Source organism: Candidatus Poriferisocius sp. (assembly GCF_965219815.1).
Taxonomy (GTDB): Bacteria; Actinomycetota; Acidimicrobiia; order Acidimicrobiales; family Bin134; genus Poriferisocius.
In genome coordinates this window covers 918,533-942,150 of the sequence record NZ_OZ244791.1, presented here as the reverse complement: position 1 = coordinate 942,150, position 23,618 = coordinate 918,533, and the positions used below count along the sequence as shown (strand labels likewise).

Below are 23,618 nucleotides of genomic sequence, written 5' to 3'. Positions count from 1 at the left end.
TCTTCGACGACGTGTTCGATCAGGAGCGCTGGTTCGTCCCCTACTTCTCGATCATGGCGGCGGGCATGGGCCTGGTGACCCTGCTCAACAACCGGGCGCTGCACCGATTCCGGGCTCGCTCGGTGGCGCTCGGGGCGGGCTGTCTACAGATCTGCGCCGCGGGAACCATGCTGGGCCTGGCCCTGTCCGCCGGGGGCCGGCCGCACTTTGTTCTTTGGATCACCATCTTCAGCCTGGCCAACGCCTGCATGGTGGCGTTCTTCCCCTTGGGCCAGAGCCTGGCGCTTGAGCCCATGGGCGAGATGGCCGGCACCGCCTCCGCCGTCCTCGGCTTTACCATGGCCATGCTCGGCGCCGGCCTCGCCGCCATCATCGACCAGGCCATCAGCGGCTCGGTCACCCCCATCGGCGTCGGCTACCTCGCCTACGGCACCGCCGCCCTAGCCTGCCAACTCTTCGCCCTCCACCACCAGCGAACCCAAGCAATGGCACCCCGTACAGGAGTCGAAGCCGGTTGATCAGCTAGGGCTTCATTCACAAGATCGCAGGCCCTCCAGACCCGCGCCCCGTCAGGCCGGTGGAACTCCGGTCAAATTGCAATCGGACAGCAGGCCGCCGTCGATCACGATGGCCTGGCCGGTGATGGCCGAGGACTCGTCTGAGGCCAGAAACAGCACCAAGTCGGCGATCTCTTCGGGCTTGATGATCCGGCCCAATGCGTGCATGTCGGAGATCTCCTCGTGGGTCTTGAGGCCGATGCCCAGCACCGCGTCGTACATCGGCGTCTCCACGACGCCAGGGCAGATGGCGTTGACCCGGATGTTCTTGCGCCCCCATTCCACCGCCGCGGTGCGGGTCAGGTTGATGAGTCCCGCCTTGGCCGTGCAGTAGGGGGCGTTGCCCGGCGAGGCCACCACGCCGTAGATCGACGAAGTGCTGATGATGGAGCCGCCGCCTTGGGCGGCCATGTGGGGAATGGCAGCTTTCATTCCGTACATGGCGGCAGTGAGCATCACCCGCAGGCTGGCATCCCAGCCCTCAGGGTCGAGCTCGGGGATGTAGCCCCCGGTGCTGGTTGCGGCGTTGTTGAACAGCACGTCGATACGGCCGAACTCCGACACCGCCCGCTCCACCGCCGCGGTCACCTCGTCCAGCGAACCCACGTCGCAGCGCTGGTACACCGCCCGGGCACCGCCCTCGGTCAACTCGGCCACCAACTTCTCGCCCGCCTCGTCCACCAAGTCGACCCCCACCACCGCGGCCCCCTCTCCCGCCAGCCGCCGCAGCGTGGCCATCCCAATCCCCCCACTAGCCCCAGTCACCACTGCGACTCTTCCGTCCATCCGGCCCATCGGTTGCTCCGTTTCCTGCGTCGTCTTCGGGTCGGCGCCAGTCTCGCGCCAACAACACCCTGGTGGCCTAAGCACCGTGAGGCTGGATTAGAGGCCTCGCTAGGTAGCTGTCTCGGGCCAAAAAAAGTAGCCCCGCCATGCCCTGGAACCTGGGCAGGCGGGGAAGAATGCGATCACAGTACCCGCGCGAACAAGGCTCATTAACCCCATTTGTTAAGAATGGCAAGCGCCTTGTCGACTTCCATAGGTGCCAGCGCCCTTGCGTGCATAAGCTATAGATTTTGTCAGAAATTTCGGATATATTTCTGACAACACACTGTGCTCATCGCACCACACGAAGGGAGGGCACCCGTGGCATCTGTGGCGGACAAGATCACGCAGACGGTAACCGAGCGCGGACCGGGGGCATGGGTATGGACCCCCGGGGACTTTCTGGGCCTGGGGAGCCGTGAGGCCGTCGACCAGGCACTGTCGCGCTTGACCAAGGCCGGCAAGCTGCGCCGGATCGGGCATGGCCTGTATGACATGCCAAGGTTCAGCAGCGTGCTGGGCGGGTCTGCGCCGGCCGACATGGACGCCGCCGTCTCAGCGTTGGCGAGACGAGACGGCGTGCGGATCATGCCCGATGGGCTGGTAGCCGCGAATCGGCTGGGCCTCACAAATGCAGTGCCGGCAAAGGCCAGCTACCTCACCGACGGCGCCTCCAGGACGCTGAAGATCGACGGCAGAACGGTTCGGTTCCGACATGGCAAGCCCAGAATCATGCAGTGGGCCGACAGGCCAGCAGCACCGGTGGTTCAGGCGCTGGACTGGCTCGGTCCCGACGCCGCCCGAGATGCTCAGGTCGTCGCGACGCTCAAGCGCAGCCTTCCCGACGATGTGAAGCACGATCTCAAGCAGAACATCAGCGACGTCCCCGGCTGGGCGGCGCCGCTCGTGCTAAGCATCGTGGCCGATCAGAAAGCCGCCGCGTGAACGCAGCCTTTGCAGCATTCCTCGCCCTCGCCGAGCAAGATCGGCGCGACGTAATCGAATCGGCCGCTGGCCGTCTCGACACGCTGCCCACCTATGTGGAAAAGGATCTCTGGGTCTGCGTCGTTCTTGACGCGATCTTCAACGGACTGCCCAATGGCCACCCTCGCCTGCTCTTCAAGGGCGGAACGTCGCTGTCGAAGGTGTTCGGGCTGATCGACCGGTTCTCCGAAGACATCGATCTCGTCGTGTACCGACACGATTTGGGTTTCGGAGGAGACCGAGACCCGACCGCGGCGGGCGACCTGTCGAACAAGCAGCGAGCTGAGCTTTTCAAGACGCTCACCAACGAGTGCAGCAGTTACGTTCTCGGGGACTTGCGGACTGCGGTGGCTGACGCGATCGGCGAGGTCAGCGAAGGATGCCGCATCGTCCCTGACACCGACGACCCGCAGTCGCTGTTGGTTGAGTACCCCACCCTGTACCCGGCCAGCGACACCGCCTACGTGGCGCCAAGCGTGAAGATAGAGGCCGGCGCGAGATCGGCTATCGATCCCAACCAGTCCAGCGGCGTCACTGCGTTCATAGATGACGAACTGAACGATGCCTCTCTCGACGTGGCCAACGTGAGAGTGCTCTCGCCGCAGCGGACCTACTGGGAAAAGCTGCTGATCCTGCACGGCGCGCACTGCGGATACCGAGACAAGGAGCGTGTGCCGGAGGACAGGAACCGGATCTCGCGCCACTACTACGACGCCGCAATGATCACGGCGACCGAGACGGGCGCGTCGGCCCTGTCAGACCTTGACCTTCTTGATGCAGTACGCAGCCACAACATCGTTGCTTTCAGACAAGCATGGAAGCGCTTCGAACAGGCCACCCCCGGTTCGGTGAGACTGGTGCCGCAACCCGGACTGCGCGAGGCCATCGAACGGGACTATGCGGCCATGCAGAGCATGATCCTCGGCGATGTTCCCGAATTCGAGTGGATCAACGAACGACTAAGGGAAGCGGAAACCGCCATCAATCACAGCTCGCGTCCTTCAGCATGAACCAACACACGTTGCCGTGTCGGTGCTAGGGCTGGCGGCTGTGACCGGACCCCGTTTTTTGGCCAGGTGATGGGTCACCTGTTTGTTGGTCCCGGTTTGTGGGAGTCAGGCGGTCTCGAGCCAATTCGGCGATGAGATATCAGCGTTCTCAAAGCCGAACTTCGAGCAGTTCCGCCAGATGCGAAACGCCTCGCAATACCCGGACTTCGAATCGCCGGAGTTGACAGACAGCGATGCTCAGTGGGCGGTCGGGCTTGCGGACGATGCTGTGTCGGGGGCACAGGATCTCATTAGCTCTGGGGGACTGGGTCCTTACCGGGCGACTTCTTGATCTCGATGGCGACCACTGGGCGTTCGGTGACGGTCGCGTGGAAGCCGCCTGACCCGTCCCGCAGCCACTCAGCGTCTCGGATGACGACGTTGACAGGGCGCCCCAGACGCCCCTCGACCCCGCTGAGTGCTTCGTAGAGCTCTGCCCGGTCGGGTTCGCCCAACACCAGCACGTCAATGTCATTGACAGGCCGCTTGCCCGCGACACCGTGCAAGCGCGCCGCCCACGACCCGAACACATACGCAGCCTCGATACCGTCGACACCTTCCAGCGTCTCGGCCAGCACGTGCGGCGGCCCGAACGCTTTGACCAATAGGTCACACAGGCTGTCGTAGTAAGGGCTGTCGGTGTCCGCCCGCACGAACCTGGTGTTGCCCAATCGGCGGCTGGTGACGATCCCGGCCGCCTCTGCACGCTCGACTTCGCGGTGCACCGAACTGAGCGGCACCCCGACACGGTGGGCCAGCTCGCTCATGCTGGTTTCCCGGTCCGGGTCGCACAGCACAAACGTCAGCACCTCACCTTGCTGACGCGATCTCAAGATGGGAAGCAGACTCGGAGCCGACCTAGTTTCCATGAATTAGAAACTATATCCCGTTTAATGGAAGTTGACTAGAGACGTGCCCGCGAGACGCCGCTGGAGGGTCCGGTAGCAAAGACGTGCGATGGCACCCCGTACGGGATTCGAACCCGTGTTACCAGATTGAGAATCTGGCGTCCTAGGCCTCTAGACGAACGGGGCAGGAACGCCGCAGTGTACCGGCTCGGACGGGATTTGGGCGATCCGAAAAACTACGGGCGGGCTTGGTAGATGATGTTGGCGTTGGACTCGGTGACTCGCTCGAAGCTGGAGTAGCCCGCGGCGGCGAAGACCTCTCGCATGGCGGCTTCGCCAGCTTGCGCACCCATTCCCAGACCGACCGGCTGGGCCAGAGAACACGGGATTCAAAACACCGCGGAGGCCCCGTATGACGTGGCCGCCATGGGGTTCTCGGTCAGGTTTCGGACGTGGCCGTCGAGGGCGAACGGCTCCACCATGAGCACCGAGCCGCCCTCGGCCAGCTGGTTGCGGGCGTGGGCGGCGATGCCCACCGGGTCGCCCATGTCGTGCAGGCAGTCGAGGAAGAAGATCACGTCGTAGGTGCCCTGGTAGCCCTTGGAGTCGGCCACTTCGAAGGAGGCGTTGAGGAGCCCGGCGTTGGCGGCCAGCTCGGTTGCCTGGTCGATGGACGGGCCGTGGAAGTCGAATCCGGTGAAGTGCGACTCGGGGTAGGCCGAGGCCAGGATCTGAACCGAGTCGCCGCAGCCGCAGCCCACATCGGCGGCGGTAGCCCCGGCCTTGAGCAGTTCGTCGATGCCATCGGCGGCGGGGATCCATTCGTTGGCCAGGTACATCTCGTACTGAGGCCGGAAGAATCGGGCGGTGGAGGTAAACAGGCTGGGATGGTGGTCGCCCCAGGCCAAACCGCCGTCGCCCCGGAAGGCGTTGAGGATGTCGTCCATGTCGGCGAACATCGCCCGGAACATGCCGATGCCTCCGGCCAAGAAAGCGGGACTCACCTCCCAGGCCAGCACCGCGGCGGCCTCGTCGGTCAACTGGAACGTGACGTCGTTATCGCCCTGGCCATCGATCTCCACCAACTGCACCGCGGCCTGCTGGCGCAGCCACTCGGTGACCAGTCGAGGATGACAGCCGACGGCTTCGGCCAAGGCATCCGCAGTCATCGGCCCCGCCCCCGCCATGGCTTGATACAAACCCAGCTCGTCGCCGATGTGGACCATGGCCATGGTGGTGGCCCCGGCCATGTGGGTGGCCACCTCGCCGGCTATCTCGGTTACCCGCTCAATGTCGATGTCCATGTCAGTTCCTTCGCGGTGATGTACCGGCTGGAACTCTAGGCGGTTGGGCTACGTGGACTAGCGGGCAGTGGTGCGGCGCTTCCAGCCGGCGGCGGCAATGTTGCCTCCGTCCAGGTGGATGGTGGTGCCGGTCACGAATCGGGACATGTCCCCGGCCAAGTACACGATTGCGGCGGCGCAGTCGTGAACCGAGCCGCCCTCCAGCCACGCCTGGGGGGCCAACTGGGATCTCTCGTCGGTGCTCTCGTCGCCGAGCATGCGCTCGCCCTCGGTGGGGATCACATCGGGGGCAATGCAGTTGACCCGGATGCCCGCCGGCGCCAGCTCCAACGACAGGCTCATGGTGAGGTTGGCCTGGGCCGCCTTCATAGCCGAGTAGATGGAGAAGCCGGGACCAGCCCGATGGGCCTCAATGGAGGTGACGTTGATGATCGACCCGCCGTCGCTCATCAGCGGAATACAGCCTCGGATGAATCCGGTGACCTGGGTGAAGTTCTCGGCGATGAGAGCGGCCTCGCCCTTGAGGCTGATGTCGGCAAACGGGGAGTTGAACGTGCCACCGGCGTTGTTCACCAGCACATCCACCCGGCCATAGGCCTCGCCCACTTCGGCCAGCCAGGCATCCCGGGGCTCGGGATGGCGGACGTCGAACAGCCCGGTCACACAGCGGCGTCCTAGTGCTTCCACCGCGGCGGCGGTGCGGGCCATATCGTCGGCCTCCCGGTCGCAGATGGCCAGATCGGCGCCGAAGCGGGCCAGCGCCACCGCGGTGGCCGCGCCAATCCCCCGAGCGCCTCCGGTGACGATGGCCACCTTGTTTGTGAGCAGCACGCTGGACGGATCCAACACGTTGTCATCGCTCCAAATGGGAGGCTTATCGCTCTCAAGGCCGCCCAACGTCCACTCCCAATCGGTCATACTCCCACCCCCACTGCGGATCCGATTCCAAATGTGATAGCGGCCGCCGCAGCGGCAATGACCAATTGGCGGAGCGAACCCCGCACAATCGACCGGTCGGTGGCCAGGGCCAGCGCACCGCCCACCAGCACCGCGCCCACAACCCCGAGCAGGATCGACCCCACGATGGCGCCGTTGCCGCCGGTGAAGAACCAGGGCAAAAGCGGCAGCACCGCGCCGATGGCGAAGGCAACGAACGAAGATGTTGCCGCGAACACCGGGTTGCCCAGTTCGTTGGGATCGATGCCCATCTCCTCCCGGGCGTGGACCTCCAGTGCCTTCTCCGGGTCCTCCATGATGTTGGCCGCCATCTCTCTTGCCGTGTCCGGGTCCACCCCACGGGATTCGTAGATCTCGGCCAGCTCCTCCACCTCGTGCTCCGGGTTGCGGGCGTGCTCTCGCCGCTCCATCTCCAACTCCCGCTCCAGCAGCTCTCGCTGAGCCTGCATCGAGATGTACTCACCCGCAGCCATCGACACCGCTCCGGCAATGAGGCCCGCCAAACCGGCAATTCGCACCAGCTCTTGGCCCGAACTGGCCCCGGCCACACCCAAGATCAGGGCCACGTTGGACACCAGGCCGTCGCTCACCCCGAACACCGCCGCCCGGTACCCGCCTCGGGTCACATTGCGGTGGTGCCCCTCACCGAGATGCCCCGAGCCGCTGGGCTTTCTTGCAAACACAACCTCAACCTACCGCCCATTTGCCATGCTTCGGCGGAAGAACGAGGTCACACCAGGCCGCGGGGGCCCAGTACCACCTGCTGGTCGCCGTCGGCCTGCACAACCCAATTTTCGCCCCGGCGGAAGACTTCGGCGTCGGGCGCAGTCAGGTCGTCTCCCGCCCGGACCCAGCTCGCTGCTTGGCTCATCGCCACTTCCACCAATCCTGCCCGACCTGCGGCCAGGGTCTCGGCAGCGGCCCGACAGGCGATCAAGCCAGCCACCGGATCGGCGGCAGCGTCACCCACGAACCACGGCAGTCCGCCAGCCGGGTCCGGCAGCCATAGTCCCCCGCTCACTGCGGCATCGTCACCGAATCCAGGTCGGTCGTTGCCATAGCCGGTGATCGATACCCACACCAGCCCGCAACGCTCGGCCACGTCTAGCCGGTCGATCTCCCAGTTGGCCCAAACCCGCGGCCGCAAGCCGTCCACCACTACTGCCGATTCCCGGGACAGATCCAAGAATCGGCGGCGTCCGTCCTCGGACCCCAGGTCGATGACCGTGTCCTCCTTGCCCTGGTTCATCCGCTCGTAGAACGCTGGCGAGCCATATCGGGCGCCGTCGGGGCGGCCGGGCGCCTCTACTTTGACCACCTCGAATCCGAAGTCGCCCATCAGCGACGCGCACAGCGGCCCGGCCCACAGCGAGCTCACGTCCAGCACCTTCTTGCGGCCTGAATCCGCCGATCCGACACCAGTGAACAAACAGGGCTCGGCCGGGGGCGGGGGCCGGGTGGCCTCTCCTACCGCCAAACCCAGCCATTCGGCCCGCTCCAACAGTTCGGCCACCGGCTTGTCCCGCACCTCCGTGGCCACGACGGCCCACACATCGCTCCCGCCCAGATCGCCGATCTCCAGCCAGGCGGGAACCGCTTCGGTGTCGCTGGTGCGGGCCAGCGATACTGCCAACACACCGTCGGCCGCCGCCACCATGTGACATGCGCCCCCCACTGACACAGAGCCCCTTCGACCACGGCCCACCAGTGCCGCCCGCTCTCCTAGAAAGCCGGCGGCGTCGCTCCTCAGCGGCTGACCGCACAGCCCCGCAATGTCGCTAACCACGCCGTCGAGCCGTTCCACCCAGCGCCCAGAGGCCACCGCTGGAGGCCCGTGCTCGGGTCCGCTCAGGCCCATCAAGCCCGACTCGGCCCAAACCAGCGCCGGATGGCGTCCGCTCAAGGTTGAATCCATCACAACGCAGTTTGTACCTGTTGAGTCTGACGGGAAAAGATTGGTGGACATCTTTCGGGAGGTAGGGATGGACCTGAAACCGGGTAGCCGCCTCAAGAGCTCGGTATGTGATACCGAGCTCATCGTGGTCAAAGCACCGAGCGGCGACGTGGACATCACTTGTGGCGGCGCGCCGATGGCCGATCCGGCCGACGCGGAGCGAAACGGCGAGGTTGCCGCCGGTGCTGCCGATGGCACCGCTCTGGGCAAGCGCTATGTGAATGAAGACGAGTCCCTCGAGGTTTTGTGCACCAAACCGGGAGACGGCTCTTTGGCGCTGGGAGGCACTGCCCTCGGCCTGAAAGAGGCCAAGCCCCTCCCCGCCTCCGACTAGTCGGGGCAAAGCGCCGCTAGCAGGATCGTCAGTCGGGATGAAGACATCACCCCCATGGGCGTCTTGATGCACGACACGAGTTTTCGGCTCGAGAAGGCACCTTAGGCCCATGAACCTGATGATGCTGTTGGAGATGGCGTCCAGCGGGTTCGGCGACCGCACCGCGGTCGGATCCCAAGGGCGGGGTATCACCTACGAGCAGCTCTTCCAGCGGGCCGGGGCCACTGCCGTGCGCTTCCGCGAAGCGGGAATCGACCGGGTGAGCATGGTGGACGTGAGCAGCGAGGCCCTGCCCATCGCCCTGTTCGGCTCGGCCTGGGCCGGGGTGCCGTTCGTCCCCCTCAACTATCGCCTGACCGTGCCAGAGCTGCGCCACCTGGCCTCCGAGGTGGCTCCGTCGGTCACGGTGTGCAACGACGACGCGGTGGCCGCCATAGGCGACCTCGACGGCGTGAGGGCCGTCGTCCGCCCTGACTTCTTGGCCCAGTGGGCCGAAGGAACCGCGCCCGACAGCGATTGGAATGTGGACCCCGAGGAAATCGCCATCCTCCTCTACACCAGCGGCACAACCGGCGCCCCCAAGGCCGCGGTACTGCGCCACCGGCATCTGGTGTCGTACATCATCGGCTCGGTGGAGTTCATGGGGGCGGCCGAGGACGAGGCCACCCTGGTGTCGGTGCCGCCCTACCACGTGGCCGGCATGGCCGCGATCTTGAGCTCGGTGTACGCCGGACGCCGCATCGTGCAACTGCCCAACTTCGACCCCGCCGACTGGGTAAACCTGGTGCGGGACGAGGGGGTCACCCACGCCATGGTGGTGCCCACCATGCTGGCCCGCATCGTGGACCACCTGGAAGACGTCGGCGGCGGGCTCCCCACGCTCCGGGCACTTTCTTATGGCGGCGGCAAGATGCCCGCACCGGTCATCGCCCGGGCCCTCGACGTGCTGCCCGAGGCCAACTTCGTGAACGCCTACGGCCTCACCGAGACCAGCTCTACTGTGGCGGTGCTCGGCCCCGAGGAGCACCGGGAGGCCCATCGCTCCGACGATCCGGGGGTGCGGGCCCGGCTGGGCTCGGCCGGACAGCCGCTGCCCGCCATCGAGGTGGACATCCGCGACGAGGAGGGCAACCCGGTTCCCACCGGCACGTCTGGCGAGATCTGGGTGCGGGGCGAGCAGGTGTCGGGCGAGTACCTGGGACGAAACTCCCGGGTGACCACCGACGGCTGGTTCCCCACCAACGACGGAGGCTCGCTGGATGCCGACGGCTACCTGTTCGTGGAGGGCCGCATCGACGACATCATCGTGAGGGGCGGCGAGAACATCTCTCCCGGCGAGATCGAAGACGTGCTGTTGAGCCACCCGTCGGTAGCCGACGCCGCTGCGGTTGGGATCCCGGACGAGCAATGGGGGGAGGCGGTGGCCGCCGTGGTGGTGCCGGGCAAGGGACAGACGGTGGACATCGCCGAGCTCCAAGAGTTCGTGAAGTCCCAGATGAGGTCGTCACGTACCCCCGACCGCATCGAGCTGCGCGACGAACTTCCCTACAACGAAACCGGCAAACTCCTGCGCCGGATCCTTCGCGAAGAGCTCGCCGAAAGCCGCTGATTCGCTCCCGCGATAGTCTGCGGTCACTCAGTAATGGCTGCGCCAATCCAGACCACGGGCCTGGCTGAGGCCCTCGAACTCCTGTCCCACCCCTATGCGGGGGAGGACTTGGGTCTGGCTGACTGCCCAGTGATGCTCGTTGAGCTCACCGCTGCCGACATCTCCCAATGGCCTGACGAAGAGACGGCCGATCTGGTCAAGGGCACCCCGGCGGTGATGGCCGCCGTCGTGCCTGCCGACTTCGACCTCGCGGACGCTTCGAAGCTGTCCGAGCACTGCGCCGCCTTCGACATCGTGCTGGCCCCCAGCGACCTCCCCGCGCCGCTCGCCGTTCCCATCGACGAGATCGGCCCGATCGCCACCGCGGCCACCGCATCGCCAGCCGCCGCGGTGGCTCTAGTGCAACTTCTGCGCCTGAGCGACAACCGAACCACCGCCGACGGTCTGGTGGCCGAGTCGCTGGCCTACTCCACCCTCCAGTCCGGCCCCCAATTCCAGGGGTGGCTGGCCAGCCAGCCCACTCGGCTGGTTCCCAACAACCCCGAGCCCGCAGTGCGGGCCGAGCGCACCGGGTCCACCCTGCGGCTCACCCTCAACCGGCCCGAACGCCACAACGCCTTCAGCGCCGAAATGCGCGACGGCCTGGTCGAGATGCTCCGGGCCGCGTGGGCCGACCCCAGCCTGGACGGAATCGTGCTCGACGGCGCCGGGCCCACGTTTTGCTCCGGTGGCGACCTGGCGGAGTTCGGCACCACCCCCGACCCGGGCACCGCCCATCGCGTCCGCTCGGTGCGCAGCGCCGCCTTCTGGATCGACCGGCTGGCGGCCAAGACCCGGGCCATCGTTCACGGCACCTGCGTGGGGGCGGGCGTGGAGCTGCCCGCCTACGCCCACGACGTGTCCGCCCACCCCGACACCACCTTCCGCCTGCCCGAAGTGGCCATGGGCCTGGTGCCCGGCGCGGGCGGCACCGTCAGCATCGCCCGCCGCATCGGCCGCCAGCGCCTCTGCTACTTCGCCCTCACCAACACCGAGATAAACGCCACCACCGCCCTTGCCTGGGGCCTCATCGACCGCATCGAGGGCTAGCTAGAGCAGCGGCTCTCCGGCGCCAGTTCCCAACTCCTTGCGCGTCGCGCTATGCGGTCTTCGAGACTTCAAGGAATTGGCGAAGGGCCTCCCGGTGGACACTGCTCACCGTTGTTCCATCTTTCTCCGCCCGTTCCGCAAGAGCGGCCCGCAACTCGGAGTCGATCCGCACGGTCACAACTTCTGAAGGATCCGAGCTCAATGAAGGGCGTCCCCGGCGTCGAGCACGAAGTTCTTCGATGTCGTAGTCGGCCATCTCGACTTCAGCAGCGATGCGTTCGATGTCGTCGTCGGTGAGCGCCCGTCCGCTATCTGTGTGGTAGGTCTTCGATTTAGCCATGGTCATTATTCCTCGGGTAGGGGAAGCAAGAGTTTGAAGAACAGTGGTCGCAGCGCCATTGCGTGGATCACGAGCTGCCTCCCAGCACTGAGTTCCAGCCAGATCACCTCCAGCAAATTCCCTGAAAAATCAGGGCCGATGCCCAGAACCCTGGGAGGGTCGGCCTCAGGCTGCAAGTCGACGACGACGATCGCGTTGTCAACGGCATGAGATATCGCCTGATCGCTATAGCCATGCTTGCGCGCCGACCTGTGAATCTCCACACACCATTATTGTAATACGAAAAAGGAGAATTTCAACCGCAGTTCCCCTATTGGGCTTCGATGACGACGGCAATGCCTTGGCCGACACCGATGCACATGGCGGCCATACCGTAGCGGCCTCGGCTGCGGTGCAACTCGTGGGTGAGGGTGGCGAGGATCCGAGCTCCGGACGCGCCAATGGGATGTCCGATGGCGATCGACCCGCCATTTGGATTGACGATGGTCGGGTCGAGGTCAGGCCATAGGCGCATACAGGCGAGAGCTTGGGCTGCAAACGCCTCATTGAGCTCGACCGCGGACAGGTCGCCCCAGCCGATGCCGGCCCGCTGGAGGGCGATCTCGGCAGCCTCAACGGGTCCGATTCCGAACAGTTGGGGCTCAACACCGGACACGGCTCGGGCCGCGATACGGGCGAGCGGCTCCCGGCCAATGCGCTGCATCCCGGCGTCGGAGGCCAAGAGAACGGCAGCTGCGCCGTCGTTCATCGGCGACGAATTGCCAGCAGTGACCGTCCCCTCTCGGCGGAAGGCGGGCTCTAGCCCGGCAAGTGCCTCAATGCTGGTATCGGGGCGGACAGATTCGTCGGGGACGACGCCAGCCCCGTTGACTGGGACGGTTTCTGCGTCGAATTTCCCGGCAGTCCAGGCTTGGTGCGCCTGTTGGTGGCTGTCGAAGGCGAACTGGTCTTGTTCCTGGCGTGTGATGCTGTATTGGTCGGCCAAGACCTCGGCACCCTCGCCGAGGGATATCGTCCATTCTGGTGGGTGGCGGGGATTGACGAGCCTCCAGCCGAGGGTGGTGGAGTGCATCTGTTGGTGGCCGCGTTCGTAGGGCCGTTCCGGTTTGGGGACGACCCACGGGGCGCGGCTCATGGATTCGACGCCACCGGCAATGCAGATATCGGCGTCGCCGACAGCGACCTCCCGACTCGCCACTGCGGCAGCTTCGAGCCCTGATCCGCAAAGCCGGTTCAAAGTAACGCCAGAGACGGCGGGTGGTACGCCGGCAAGCAGCAGCGCCATACGGGCGACGTTGCGGTTCTCTTCGCCTGCGCCGTTGCCGTTGCCAAAGCACACGTCGCCGATGTGGGTTGGGTCGAGGATGGGGCTGCGGGCGAGCAGCCCGGCGATGGCAGAGGCAGCGAGGTCGTCGGGGCGTATGTCGGCGAGGGCACCGCCGATCTTGCCGATCGGGGTGCGGACCGCATCGGCGATGTACACGTCACGCATTGGCGCGGATTTTCCGCTGTGTCAACGCCGGACGGCAGGTTTCAGGCCAGCTCATCTGAGATCGGCAAGGGATTTGTCGACGGCGGCGACGAGCTGGTCGATCTCTGCTTCGCCCATTGGGGTTGAAATGGCCCCGGCGCCGCTGTAGATGAGCAGAATCCCGCAGTCGAGCATTTTGTTATGGAACTGTCGAAGCCGTTCGGCGGCGGTGGGGTCGGTGTAGGTCTCGCGGTGGTTGGCGGGCGGGTCGGCGCGCATGTGGATTCTGAACATGGAGCCGGCACCGGTGACGCTGGCGGGAGCGCCCAAAGTTCTGATGGTGTCGTTGATGGCACCTACAGCGAGTTCTGCGAGGCGGTTGACGTGGTCGATTTGAGCCTGGTCGTAGAGCTCCATGGCGGTCAGCCCAGCGGTCATGGTGATCGGGTTGGCGGAGAAAGTGCCGGAGTAGGGCAGCAGGTAACTGTCGCCGAGGGGGTTCATCATCTCCATGATCTCGGCCCGCCCGGCGATGGCTCCGACTGGGAAACCGCCGCCGATGATCTTGCCCATGGCGGTGATATCGGGAGTCAGGCTGTAGTGCTGCTGGGCGCCCCCGTAGGAGTTCCTGAAGGTGATGACTTCATCGGCGACAAGGAGGGCGCCATTGGAGGCCGCCCATTGTTGCAGGGCGGAGGCGTACTGGGGAGTGGCCGGGCACAGGCCAGCCCAGTGGGGCATGACGTCCAAAAGGACGCAGGCAATCTCGTCGGCGTGACGGTTGAGGATGGCGACGGCTAGTTCCGCGTCGTTGTAGGGGATGACGACGACGTCGTCAAGGACGGGCTTGGGGGTGCCGTGGGCGACGGGCACCGATGTCGGACTGGCGGGGTCGCCCCAGTTGTCGGGTCGAGCGGTCTGACTGACTTCGGCGTAGTCGTAGAGGCCGTGGTACGCCCCCTCGGCTTTGGCGATCTTGGGGCGCCCGGTGAAGGCCCGAGCTGCTTTGAGCGCGCCCATGACCGCCTCGGTGCCGGAGTTTACGAATCGGACCCTCGCAAAGTTGGGGTTGCGGGAGCAGAGATGCTCGGCGAAGCGCACCTCGACTTCGGTGGTGAGGGTGGACGCGGTGCCTTTTTGGAGTTGGTCCGCGACGGCGGAGACGATGGCGGGGTGAGCGTGCCCGTGGATGAGAGAGGCCATGTTGTTGGCGAAGTCGATCCTCTCTGCGCCGTCGACATCGGTGATGCGGCACCCGTCGGCTCGGGCCGCGTAGAGGGGGTGGGGCTCGCGGATGGCGCTGTTGCGGCTGGCTCCGCCGGGCATTACCTGCACTGCCCGCTCGTATAGGGACCGGGACATAGGAGTGCCGTCGGGCTCACCCATGGGCTTTCCCCAGCGGGCGTGCCGCCTGAGCCGGTCCGGTTTCCCGAGTTGGCCGGTTGTCGCAGATGGGGGCGGCGGTGCGGGCGGCGATGTCTTCGAAGCTGATTCCGGGGGCTAGCTCGACGAGCTCGAACCCTTCGGTTCCTATGTCGATTACGGCGAGGTCGGTGTAGATGCGGCTGACCGCTCCCCGCCCGGTGATCGGGAATGAGCAGGACTCAACGAGTTTGGGCGTTCCGTCGCGAGTGCAGTGAGCGGTCATCACGAACACGTTCTTTACGCCTGAAACGAGGTCCATTGCCCCTCCGACGGCAGGAATGGAGTTTCGCTCGCCAGTGGACCAGTTGGCGAGGTCTCCGTTCGCCGCCACCTCAAGCGCTCCGAGCACGCAGAAGTCGAGGTGGCCGCCTCTGATCATGGAGAAGCTGTCGCCGTGGTGAAAGTACGACGCGCCCGCTAGGGCGGTGACCGGCTTCTTGCCGGCGTTTATCAGCTCAGGGTCCGCAGCCGTGCCCATGGGGGGCGGGCCCATGCCGAGCAGCCCATTTTCGGTGTGGAGGATGACTTCACGGTCCGCCGGGATGTGCTGGGCAACCAGTTCGGGCATCCCGATGCCCAGGTTGACGTAGGTGCCGTCAGGGATGTCCTTAGCGGCCCGAGCGGCCATCTCGTCCCTGCTGCGGCCCTTGATGGGCACCGGTGCGCTCATGGGTAGGTGGCCCCCTGGGCGACGAGCCTCGACTCGTGGGCCGGGTCGGGGATGCAAACGACTCGGTCAACGTAGATGCCGGGGGTAATGACTGTCTCCGGGTCGATGGTCCCTGGCGCGTCAACGGCGGCGGCCTGCACGATGGTGGTCACGGCCGCGGTGGCCATCAAGGGGGAGAAGTTACGGGCGGTCTTGTTGTAAACGAGGTTGCCGTGCCAGTCGGCCTGCCGGGCTTTGATGAGCGCGAAATCGGCGGTGAGGGCGCGCTCTAGCAGGCAGGAGCGGCCGCCGAAGTCGCGGTGTTCCTTGCCGGTTTCGAGCTCCGTGCCGACGGCAGTGGGGGTGTAGAAGGCGGGGATGCCGGCCCCGCCGGCTCGGATCCTTTCGGCGAGGGTGCCCTGGGGTACCAGCTCGAGCTGGATGAGCCCAGCCCGGTACAGGTCGGGGAACGCCCGCGAGTTGGCGCTGCGGGGGTAGGAGCAGATCATCTTGGCCACCCGCCCAGCTCTGATGAGGGCGGCGAGTCCGACTTCGCCGGTGCCGGTGTTGTTGTTGACGACGGTGAGCCCGCTGGCGCCCTGGTCGATGAGGGCGTGGATCAGCTCGATGGGGCTGCCCGCCTCGCCGAACCCACCGATCATGACGGTTGACCCGTCGTCGATGCTGGCGACGGCTTGGGCGGGGTCGGCGACCCGCTTGTCGATCACGCCGGCCCGTTCGCTCAGGCCGGGATGGCGGTCAGCTCGTCGGCGGCGGCCGGCTTGACGCGGTTGTAGTCGAAGAGGCCAGCCTCGTCGAACAGCACCCGGTCTTCGTAGTCGTCGAACCACAGTGCCTTCGGGTTGCGACCCACGATGCACACCTTCCCTCGGTCGGGCGCTTCGGCGGCGCTGCGCAGTATTTTGAAGACGACGACCCCGTTCTCAGCTCCCGGGAGGCCAGGGACGGGCTGGTCGGTGACGGCGGACACCTCGGTCTTGCCTTTGTAGTGGGTGATCGACAGGCGGGCGTGAGCTTCCACCCCGGACAGTCCCTTCTGGGATTCGTTGAGGATCTGCCAGGCGTCCTCAATGGGCACGTTGAACGCTCGGTAGGCGACGATGTCGCGCCCACAGAAGAAGTAGTGATTCTCGATACCGACCCGCTTCAGGGTGCGCTGGAGGATTCGCAGCGCGTCGGGGTCGTTGTTTACGCCTCTGATGATGGGCGACTGGTTCTCCACGCTGATCCACCCCCGGGACACGACGGCTTCCACGGCCCGCTGGGTGCTGGGGTTCCACTCGTGGAAGCCGTTGCCGTCCTCGATGTAGTTACCGTCTTGGTCTTTGATCAGCAGCTCGTCGGGGTGATTGAAGTGGGTCATCAACCGAAAACCGACATCGGGGTAGGTGTCGTGGAAGCGGTCCATCATGTCCAAGAATGCGCTGTCGAATCGGTCGGGGTAGAAGGCCAGCTCTTTGGTGCCGAGCCGGATAGCCTCCACTCCTGCTTCGGCCAGGGCGGTGAACCAGGCAGCCAGCTTGCTGTTGGGCAGAACCATCGGGTCGCCGCCCGAAAGGAGGACCTCGCGGAGCTTTTCCCGGCCGGTTTCGGGGTGCCGACCCCCGTTGGCCGCGACTGCGGCGTTGTGGGCTCGTATGTAGTCGGTTACCTCGAGTACCTGGGCGAGGCCTTTCTTCTCGACCGTGCCGTCGTGGCGCTCAACGGGCTTGCGGGCAATCAGTTCTTCCCTGTAGCAGAACCGGCAGTGCGCCGAGCACGTCGAGATCACGTATAGGAGGCCCATCTCGTACTTGTGGATGAGACCCTCGACGGGGCTGTAGTCCATCTGGTTGCCGGGATCCTCCGCGCCGTCCAAGTTGAGTGTCTCATCGGGCGACGCCTTGACTAGTTTCTGGAGGGAGGGGCTGTTTTTGGCCATCTCGAAGAAGTGGCGGGTGATCTTGACCGGCATGCGGGATTCGATGTCCCGGTCGGTGCCTTTGATCTGGAGCAGCCGCTCGATTTCCGAGGGGCTGTAGAATCCGCGCATGTCCTCAGGGGCGGTGCCGCTTATGAACGGGTCGAGGCCGTTGAGGATCTCGCGGTCGTATCGGGGGTTCTCGACCGTGTCGAGAACCAGCCGCTCCCGTTCGGTCGGCTCGTATTTTGCCTTTGCCATGGTGTGCTCTGACCTCCGCTCGGATTGTCTCTCTGTCAGGCCGCTCACCAGCTAGTGTTCACTAGTGAACAGTATTTTACTGTGACTGTACTATATTGCACATCTCATTGCACGCCGGAAAGGGGTTGTCATGGCATCTGAGGCGGCCGCAGATCCCACTCCGCCGATGACGGTGGCCGAGCTAGTCGCCAGGGCTGGCGAGGATTTGACCCCGACCGAGCGGCGAATCGCCGAAGAAGTGGTTGCCGAGCCGACGCTGCTGGCTTTTGGGACAGTCTCGGACCTGGCCGACCGCATCGGCACCAGCCGCCCGTCAATCGCCCGCTTCGCCACCAAATTGGGGCTCGACAGCTACGCGGCTTTGCAAGACGTGGCCCGCCGGAGGGTTGAGGACGCCCTAACCCGCCCCCGGGACCGCATCCGCCGGGCCCCTTCCGGACAGTCGACCGACTTGGACAAACTTGCCGCCGCCTTCGAGTCGGCCACCGAGTCTGCGTTTCGCGGGGAGGTCAAGGCCATCGCCGAGCGTGCGGCAGCCGCGGAGGCGGTGTGGATCGTGTCCGGAGAGACCTCTCAGGCCGGCGCCCACGCGCTGCGCAGCGGCCTGTCAATGATCCGCCCTCGGGTACACCTGCTCGACGAACAATCGGCGGCAAGCAGCCTGGCGGGTGCCGGGCCGAACGACTTAGGCATCGCCATCGACTTCTACCGCTACCGCCGCTCCTCAGTCGCTGCCAGCCGGGCACTTGCCAACCTCGGTGTTCCCATCGCCGCTGTCACCGACAGCCCGCTGTCCCCACTGGCCGCCATGGCGGACGTGCTCTGCCAGCTGTCGGTCCCCGCCGTCGGCCCATTCGACAGCTCCGTCCCCGCGGTCGTCGTCGCAGAGCTCATAGTCGCCGAAGTCGCCACCATCACCCGAGACGATGCCCAGCAACGCATCGACCGCTTGGAGGCGCTCTGGGCCGAAACCGACACCTTCCTGCCCCCCGACTAGCCCGCGCCTCAACCTTGTTGACCCTTGATTGTCGCTGGCGATAGAGGGGCGCGCACAACCTGCCTTATGGCCGGCGTCGGCTTGGACGGCGGGTGATCTGTATCGTGGGCGTTCGGGTTTTGCGGGCTGGCCGTGCCAGAGGTCTGGTCGCTATGTCGGTCTGCGAGGCCCGGGGCCGGGCGGGGGACTCGGCCCGGTTGGCGTGTCGCCGCTTGGCGCTGTTGACACGCTTTCCGGTCGAGCCCCCGCCCAGCTACCCAGGGAGGGGACCCTGGTTGCCTCTATTCGACGAAAGTTGAAGCGGGGTAGAACTCGACGTTGACCCATTCGCCGTTCTGCGCCTGCTGGATGGTGTAAGCGCCAGAGACGGTTCCGGATGGATCGAACACGAGCGGCCCGGAGGCTCCTTCATAGTTGATGTCGTCTCCGGAAGCGAGGGCGTCGCGGCCCTCAGCAAAGGTCGACACCGAGGTGCCGCCGTCGGACACACCACGGATGACCGAGTTGATGCCCGCTCCGTCGCATTGTCCGCTGGCCTCAAGGGACAGGGCCACCAAGGTGACCATGTCGAATGAGTTGGGCGCGAACGGCGCTCCTGCGCCGGGATACCGCTCCTCGAATGAGATGAACTCGGGCAGGGACGGGTCGGCGTCAGCGAACTCGACGAAGGCCTTGTCATTGATCAGTTCGGCGCCAACGGCGTCGAAGATCTCGGGCACGGCCAGGTCGGCGGTGAACAGCCACTCGCCGTCGAACCCGCCGGCGACTGCCTCTTTGATGAGGGTGACACCAGATTCCTGGCCGCCGGCCAAGAAGATCGCGTCGGGGTCGCTAGCGAGCACCGAGGTCAGTTCGGCCTGGTAGGACGGCTGGCCTGGGTTGTAGACGACGAAGTCGGTGATATCGATCCCGGCTTCCTCCACTTCGGTCCTGGCCACCTCGGCCGGGGAGATGGTGGATTCCTCGTTCTGAACCATGAACGCGACCGATCCGTAGCCCCTGGTGGAGAGCCACAGGCCCGAAGCGGCACCGTCGCCGAGGTCAGACGACACAGTCCGGTAGACAAAGTCGCCGCCGAGCTCATTGAGGGTGATCGTCCCCGCGTAGGGCGACATGATGACCACTTCCTCCCGCTTGGCCAGGTCGACCAGAGCGACCATGATCCCCGACGTCGGTCCCAAGATAGCGATTGCACCTTCGCTCTCGATCATGTTCGTCGCCTCTCTGATGCCGGTCTCGGGGTCGCCGCCGGTGTCTGCGACAACAGTGCGGATGTCGCCGCACACGGTGCCGCCGGCCGCGTTGATCTCCCCTACGCCGAACTCGATGGCGTCGGCAACGATCTTGCCAAACTCGCCGAGCTCGCCAGTGAGGGGCACAAGCACGCCGATGGTGACCTCGCCGCGTTCGGTGGGCTCATCAACGGGTTCCCCGCCTTCAGACGCATCGGGTGCCTCGGTCGGCTCGGGGGCCGTTGCCCCATCGGTCGCTTCGGGGGCTGCGGCAGTCGCTTCGGGCGCGGCTTGGTCGGCGGGGGCGGCAGGGCCGTCTCCGTCGTCGTCGTTGCCGCACGCCGCTGCGATCACAGCCAGCGCGAGCATGGCCGCGACGAGCCGCAGCCATCTGGGCGTTGTCCGTTTCATTTTGGTTCCTCTCTTGGTGGGGGTTGACTCCACGTCATTTCCTTTCTCTGGGTAGCTGACTTGACGTCAATTGCTTCTTTTCGGGTTGTTGGGTGGAGGTCTTTCGACTTCTTCTCGGCCCTCGAGGAGCAGCTCTTGGAGACGGCCCGGTTCGAGCAGTTCTCTGCTGTCGAGCTCGGCGGTGCTCCTCCCGCCTTCAAGCAGGCACGCCCTGGTAGACGCGGCGAGGATTTTCTCCGGACTCTGCTCGACGACCCAGACGACGGCCATGCCTGCGGCTGCGAGCTCGCTGACCCATTCGACCATGTGGGCGACAAAGAGGGGGGCGAGCCCGGCGGTCGGCTCGTCCAGCAGCAGTGCTTTCGGCTCGGCGATCAGCGCACACGACACGGCGAGGGTCTGCCGCTCCCCGCCTGAGAGGGTGGAGGCCCGCTGGTTGGCCCTGTCGGCGAGGATGGGGAACCGGTCGAAAACGGCGTCGGTGCGGGCAGCGGCGCCGGGGAATGCCAACGATGCGACCCGCAGGTTGTCGCGAACGGTGAGCTCGCGGAACACGTTGTGGTCCTGGGGGACGTATCCGACACCTCGGCGGGCTATCTGCTGGGGGGCGAGCCCTGCGATGTTGTCACCGTCGAGCGTGACTGTGCCGCCGGTCGCGGGGAGATGTCCGGCGATGGTCTTCATGAGGGTGGTCTTGCCGGCCCCGTTCGGGCCCAGCACGACTACGATCTCGCCAGCAGAGACCTTGAGGTGCACTCCGTGGAGCACTGTGACTTTGCTGTAACCCGAGACCAGCCCGGCCGCTTCAAGCTGCATGGTCTTCTCCCAAATAGGCGGAGATGACGGCCGGATCGCCGCGGATGTGCGATGGGGGCCCTTCGGCGAGGAGTCGACCTTGGGTCAAAACGAGGATGTGCTCGGCGATTGCCAGCAGGAAGTGGAGGTTGTGTTCGACGACAACCAGGGTCATGCCCTGGCGGTGGAGGCCTGTGAGGAGGTCGGCGAGCCGGTCTTGGAGGAGGGGGTGTACGCCAGCGGTGGGCTCGTCGAGCAGCAGCAGAGTGGGTCGGCGGATCAGCTGGCGGGCCACTCCGAGCATCCGGAGCTCGCCGCCGGACAAGTCGCCGACGGGCTCAGAGGCCCGATCGGCCAGCCCGACTTGGCCCAGGATGTCGCGGGCCTGCTCGACGAGGCCAGCCTCGTGGCGGCGCCATTTGCGGCCGAGCGCCGATCGGAGCCTCTCGCCAGGGCTGGTCGCGCCTACGACTACGTTGTCGATCACCGTCAGCGATTCGAAAGTGCGGGGTGTCTGGAATGTTCGGCCAATGCCGTGCTCGGCCCTCTCATGGGAGCTTTCGGCGGTGATGTCGTCACCTTCGAACACGATCGTGCCGGCGTCGGCAGGCAGCACCCCTGACAGCAGGTTGAAGAGGGTGGACTTGCCCGCCCCGTTGGGGCCGATGAGCCCGACGAACGAGCCCCGGTGTACCTGGAAGCTCAGCCCGTCGTTGCCACCGAGCGCCTGGATGCCGGCGAACCGCTTGGACACGCCATTCACCTCCAGCAGCGGCCCCAACTGTGTCGGGGCGCGGGTGTGGTCGCGGCCGGTCATGCGCTCACCCTGACTTTCCGCTGGATACGGTCAAACGGCTGGTAGCGGAGCACTGCAATGAACAACACGCCGGTGATGATGTGCTCGACAGATGCGGCGATCTGCGCGGAGCGGACCGTCTCGAACGGCAAGGCGCGCACCACTTCCTCGAAGAACACCAGGCCGAACGCGCCGAGCATGGCTCCGTACACCGACCGCTCCCCGCCAAGCACCAGCGCGATCCACACGACGAAGGTGACTTCGGCGGTGAATAGCGACGGCTGCGCGAGGGTGGTGAACATTGCGTACACGGCGCCGGCGAGTCCGACGGGCACCGCCGAGATCAAGAACACCTGGCGGCGCATGTTCGCAGACGGCTTGCCGGACGACTGGGCGGCGACCTCGTCGTCGCGGATGGCGTCGAGGGCCCGCCCGTAGGGGGATGCAAGCAGCTGTCGGAATGCTGCGAGGGTTGCGATCAGGAGGAGGGCGGCGGCGGCGGCGAATACGTACTTCTCCTCGATCGGCCCCCAGTCGCCGAACGGCCGATGCACATTGGACAGGCCGACGGTGCCGTTGCCAATGCGCCGCTCGTTCAGCAGGAATGAGTGGAACACCTCGGCAAATGCGAAGGTGGTGAGCGCGAGGTACTCCCCTCTGAGCCGCAGCGTCGGCCAGCCGGTTAGCGCGGCAAACCCAAGGGCGGCGACACCGGCCAGCAGGAACCCGGCCCACCACGGCCAGTCGAGGCCGAATGCGTATTGGTCGAGCCCTTTGGGAGGCGGCTGGGTGATGATGGCGTAGGTGTATGCGCCAACCGCGAAGTACGCGACGATTCCGAAGTTGATCATCCCCCCTCGGGCGTATTGGAGGTTGAGTGCCAGGGTGACGACGCCGAAGATCGACCCGATCGTCGCGACGGTGATGAGCAGTTGAGGCCAGTTCATGCCGCTCTCCTGCCTGCGAGCCCCTCGGAGCGGAAGAGCAGCACGATGATCACGATGGAGAACGCGACCAGCGGCCGGTACCCAGCGGGGATCCAGTAGACAGACACATCCATGGCGATGCCGATGATCAGGCCTGAAGCAATGACGGTGTACAGCGATCCGAGGCCGGCGAGGATGGCGACGGCGAGAATCTGGAGTATCTGGGCGAACGGCAGGTCGGTGGTGAGAGTGGCGATCACCGCGAGCATCACGCCGGCGAGCCCGGCCAGGCCCGACGACAGCAGCCAGGTGACCCTGGAGGTGGTGGCCACGTCCACCCCTCGGGACGCGGCCAGTTCGGGGTTGACGGCTCTGCCTCGGATCGCGAGGCCGATGCGGGTGCGGTTGAGGAACAGGGCCAAGGACACCGACACGGCCGCAGCGAGGGCGACGACGATGATCTGGTAGTCGGTGATGCGGATGCCGAACGGCTTGTAGCTGGTGGCGAGGCCGATGTCGAGGGTTCGGATGCCGGTGCCGACCAGCGCGTCGATGGCGCCACCGATGACGAACGCGACGCCAGTGGAGGTGATCAGCAGCACTGCGGGGCCGCGGGAGCGGATCGGGTCGTAGATCGTGCGGGCAATCCCCAGCCCGACGAGGGCGGTGAACACGACGGCTGCGGGGCCAGCGATGAGGATGTGCCATCCCTGCGATGCGTTGAGCCACCAAGTGGCGAACGCTCCGATACCGAGCAGCTCGGCGTGGGCGATGTTCAAGAACCCCTCAACCTGCCGGGTCAGCGAGAACCCGATCGTGGCCAGGATGAGGAAACATCCGGTCACGACCCCGGCGGTCAGGTATTGCAGGAACAGCATCGCCTC

General features: G+C 65.7%; 25 protein-coding genes and 1 tRNA gene. 7 read left to right on the top strand and 19 right to left on the bottom strand.

Annotated elements, in window-relative coordinates; translation table 11 throughout:
- Positions 1-11: 11 nt before the first annotated feature.
- Entirely contained in the window at positions 12-518 is a 507-nt protein-coding gene (locus ACOQPI_RS04565) for a hypothetical protein (protein WP_420618517.1), read from the top strand.
- 51 nt (positions 519-569) lie between these two features.
- Here the strand turns inward: ACOQPI_RS04565 and ACOQPI_RS04560 are convergent, their stop codons facing one another.
- The gene (locus ACOQPI_RS04560; protein ID WP_420620985.1) at positions 570-1,343 is read right to left on the bottom strand and encodes an SDR family NAD(P)-dependent oxidoreductase; all 774 of its coding nucleotides are present in this window, start codon (positions 1,341-1,343) and stop codon (positions 570-572) included.
- 360 nt (positions 1,344-1,703) lie between these two features.
- Here ACOQPI_RS04560 and ACOQPI_RS04555 point away from each other — a divergent pair, with 360 nt between their 5' ends.
- Positions 1,704-2,327: a DUF6088 family protein gene (locus ACOQPI_RS04555; RefSeq protein WP_420618516.1), complete on the top strand. Its 624-nt coding sequence runs from the start codon at positions 1,704-1,706 to the stop codon at positions 2,325-2,327.
- Complete coding sequence (locus ACOQPI_RS04550; protein WP_420618515.1) at positions 2,324-3,376, top strand: nucleotidyl transferase AbiEii/AbiGii toxin family protein; 1,053 nt, start codon at positions 2,324-2,326, stop codon at positions 3,374-3,376. The genes ACOQPI_RS04555 and ACOQPI_RS04550 overlap by 4 nt, the downstream gene beginning before the upstream one ends.
- Positions 3,377-3,666: 290 nt before the next feature.
- Here the strand turns inward: ACOQPI_RS04550 and ACOQPI_RS04545 are convergent, their stop codons facing one another.
- From ACOQPI_RS04545 to ACOQPI_RS04520, 6 genes are all read right to left on the bottom strand, one after another.
- Complete coding sequence (locus ACOQPI_RS04545; RefSeq protein ID WP_420618514.1) at positions 3,667-4,224, bottom strand: ArsR family transcriptional regulator; 558 nt, start codon at positions 4,222-4,224, stop codon at positions 3,667-3,669.
- Between the two features lie 149 nt (positions 4,225-4,373).
- A tRNA-Glu gene (locus tag ACOQPI_RS04540) sits at positions 4,374-4,449 on the bottom strand.
- A 203-nt stretch (positions 4,450-4,652) separates the two neighbouring features.
- Positions 4,653-5,567 carry a class I SAM-dependent methyltransferase gene (locus ACOQPI_RS04535; RefSeq protein WP_420618513.1) on the bottom strand — a complete coding sequence of 305 codons (915 nt, stop codon included), beginning with the start codon at positions 5,565-5,567 and terminating at the stop codon, positions 4,653-4,655.
- A gap of 57 nt (positions 5,568-5,624) precedes the next feature.
- Positions 5,625-6,485 carry an SDR family NAD(P)-dependent oxidoreductase gene (locus ACOQPI_RS04530; protein ID WP_420618512.1) on the bottom strand — a complete coding sequence of 287 codons (861 nt, stop codon included), beginning with the start codon at positions 6,483-6,485 and terminating at the stop codon, positions 5,625-5,627.
- Positions 6,482-7,207 carry a VIT1/CCC1 transporter family protein gene (locus tag ACOQPI_RS04525; RefSeq protein WP_420618511.1) on the bottom strand — a complete coding sequence of 242 codons (726 nt, stop codon included), beginning with the start codon at positions 7,205-7,207 and terminating at the stop codon, positions 6,482-6,484. The genes ACOQPI_RS04530 and ACOQPI_RS04525 overlap by 4 nt, the downstream gene beginning before the upstream one ends.
- Before the next feature lie 47 nt (positions 7,208-7,254).
- Complete coding sequence (locus ACOQPI_RS04520; protein ID WP_420620984.1) at positions 7,255-8,439, bottom strand: CoA transferase; 1,185 nt, start codon at positions 8,437-8,439, stop codon at positions 7,255-7,257.
- A 67-nt stretch (positions 8,440-8,506) separates the two neighbouring features.
- Between ACOQPI_RS04520 and ACOQPI_RS04515 the strand changes: the two genes are divergently transcribed.
- The 3 genes from ACOQPI_RS04515 to ACOQPI_RS04505 all read left to right on the top strand — a co-directional run bounded on the left by ACOQPI_RS04515 (position 8,507) and on the right by ACOQPI_RS04505 (position 11,510).
- Entirely contained in the window at positions 8,507-8,812 is a 306-nt protein-coding gene (locus tag ACOQPI_RS04515) for a hypothetical protein (protein WP_420618510.1), read from the top strand.
- Positions 8,813-8,921: 109 nt separating this feature from the next.
- Positions 8,922-10,421 (top strand): class I adenylate-forming enzyme family protein, encoded by a 1,500-nt coding sequence (locus ACOQPI_RS04510; protein ID WP_420618509.1) that lies wholly within the window; start codon positions 8,922-8,924, stop codon positions 10,419-10,421.
- Between the two features lie 33 nt (positions 10,422-10,454).
- Entirely contained in the window at positions 10,455-11,510 is a 1,056-nt protein-coding gene (locus ACOQPI_RS04505; protein WP_420618508.1) for an enoyl-CoA hydratase/isomerase family protein, read from the top strand.
- Between the two features lie 49 nt (positions 11,511-11,559).
- On the opposite strand, the gene ACOQPI_RS04500 is transcribed toward ACOQPI_RS04505, so the two are convergent.
- Genes ACOQPI_RS04500 through ACOQPI_RS04470 form a run of 7 tightly spaced genes read right to left on the bottom strand, consistent with a single transcriptional unit; the run spans position 11,560 to position 17,577 of the window.
- Positions 11,560-11,850: a ribbon-helix-helix protein, CopG family gene (locus ACOQPI_RS04500; RefSeq protein WP_420618507.1), complete on the bottom strand. Its 291-nt coding sequence runs from the start codon at positions 11,848-11,850 to the stop codon at positions 11,560-11,562.
- Positions 11,851-11,855: 5 nt separating this feature from the next.
- Complete coding sequence (locus ACOQPI_RS04495) at positions 11,856-12,113, bottom strand: hypothetical protein (RefSeq protein WP_420618506.1); 258 nt, start codon at positions 12,111-12,113, stop codon at positions 11,856-11,858.
- A 47-nt stretch (positions 12,114-12,160) separates the two neighbouring features.
- Positions 12,161-13,342: a thiolase family protein gene (locus ACOQPI_RS04490; protein ID WP_420618505.1), complete on the bottom strand. Its 1,182-nt coding sequence runs from the start codon at positions 13,340-13,342 to the stop codon at positions 12,161-12,163.
- A 51-nt stretch (positions 13,343-13,393) separates the two neighbouring features.
- On the bottom strand, positions 13,394-14,707 hold the full coding sequence (locus ACOQPI_RS04485) for an aspartate aminotransferase family protein (protein WP_420618504.1): 1,314 nt from the start codon (positions 14,705-14,707) through the stop codon (positions 13,394-13,396).
- Positions 14,700-15,416, bottom strand: a complete 717-nt coding sequence (locus ACOQPI_RS04480; RefSeq protein WP_420618503.1) for a 3-oxoacid CoA-transferase subunit B — start codon at positions 15,414-15,416, stop codon at positions 14,700-14,702. The genes ACOQPI_RS04485 and ACOQPI_RS04480 overlap by 8 nt, the downstream gene beginning before the upstream one ends.
- The gene (locus ACOQPI_RS04475) at positions 15,413-16,120 is read right to left on the bottom strand and encodes a 3-oxoacid CoA-transferase subunit A (RefSeq protein WP_420620983.1); all 708 of its coding nucleotides are present in this window, start codon (positions 16,118-16,120) and stop codon (positions 15,413-15,415) included. The genes ACOQPI_RS04480 and ACOQPI_RS04475 overlap by 4 nt, the downstream gene beginning before the upstream one ends.
- Before the next feature lie 17 nt (positions 16,121-16,137).
- Positions 16,138-17,577 (bottom strand): KamA family radical SAM protein, encoded by a 1,440-nt coding sequence (locus ACOQPI_RS04470; RefSeq protein ID WP_420618502.1) that lies wholly within the window; start codon positions 17,575-17,577, stop codon positions 16,138-16,140.
- A 130-nt stretch (positions 17,578-17,707) separates the two neighbouring features.
- Here ACOQPI_RS04470 and ACOQPI_RS04465 point away from each other — a divergent pair, with 130 nt between their 5' ends.
- The gene (locus ACOQPI_RS04465; RefSeq protein ID WP_420618501.1) at positions 17,708-18,574 is read left to right on the top strand and encodes a MurR/RpiR family transcriptional regulator; all 867 of its coding nucleotides are present in this window, start codon (positions 17,708-17,710) and stop codon (positions 18,572-18,574) included.
- A gap of 281 nt (positions 18,575-18,855) precedes the next feature.
- Here ACOQPI_RS04465 and ACOQPI_RS04460 read toward each other — a convergent pair whose 3' ends face one another.
- The 5 genes from ACOQPI_RS04460 to ACOQPI_RS04440 all read right to left on the bottom strand — a co-directional run bounded on the left by ACOQPI_RS04460 (position 18,856) and on the right by ACOQPI_RS04440 (position 23,612).
- A complete protein-coding gene (locus ACOQPI_RS04460) occupies positions 18,856-20,217 on the bottom strand; it encodes an ABC transporter substrate-binding protein (RefSeq protein WP_420618500.1) in 1,362 nt (453 codons plus the stop codon).
- Between the two features lie 66 nt (positions 20,218-20,283).
- Positions 20,284-21,033: an ABC transporter ATP-binding protein gene (locus tag ACOQPI_RS04455; protein WP_420618499.1), complete on the bottom strand. Its 750-nt coding sequence runs from the start codon at positions 21,031-21,033 to the stop codon at positions 20,284-20,286.
- Positions 21,023-21,829, bottom strand: coding sequence for an ABC transporter ATP-binding protein (locus ACOQPI_RS04450; RefSeq protein WP_420618498.1), 807 nt, complete (start codon positions 21,827-21,829; stop codon positions 21,023-21,025). The genes ACOQPI_RS04455 and ACOQPI_RS04450 overlap by 11 nt, the downstream gene beginning before the upstream one ends.
- Positions 21,826-22,755, bottom strand: a complete 930-nt coding sequence (locus tag ACOQPI_RS04445) for a branched-chain amino acid ABC transporter permease (RefSeq protein WP_420618497.1) — start codon at positions 22,753-22,755, stop codon at positions 21,826-21,828. Before ACOQPI_RS04445 ends, ACOQPI_RS04450 begins: the two co-directional genes overlap by 4 nt.
- Positions 22,752-23,612, bottom strand: a complete 861-nt coding sequence (locus ACOQPI_RS04440) for a branched-chain amino acid ABC transporter permease (RefSeq protein WP_420618496.1) — start codon at positions 23,610-23,612, stop codon at positions 22,752-22,754. Before ACOQPI_RS04440 ends, ACOQPI_RS04445 begins: the two co-directional genes overlap by 4 nt.
- Between the last annotated feature and the right edge of the window lie 6 nt (positions 23,613-23,618).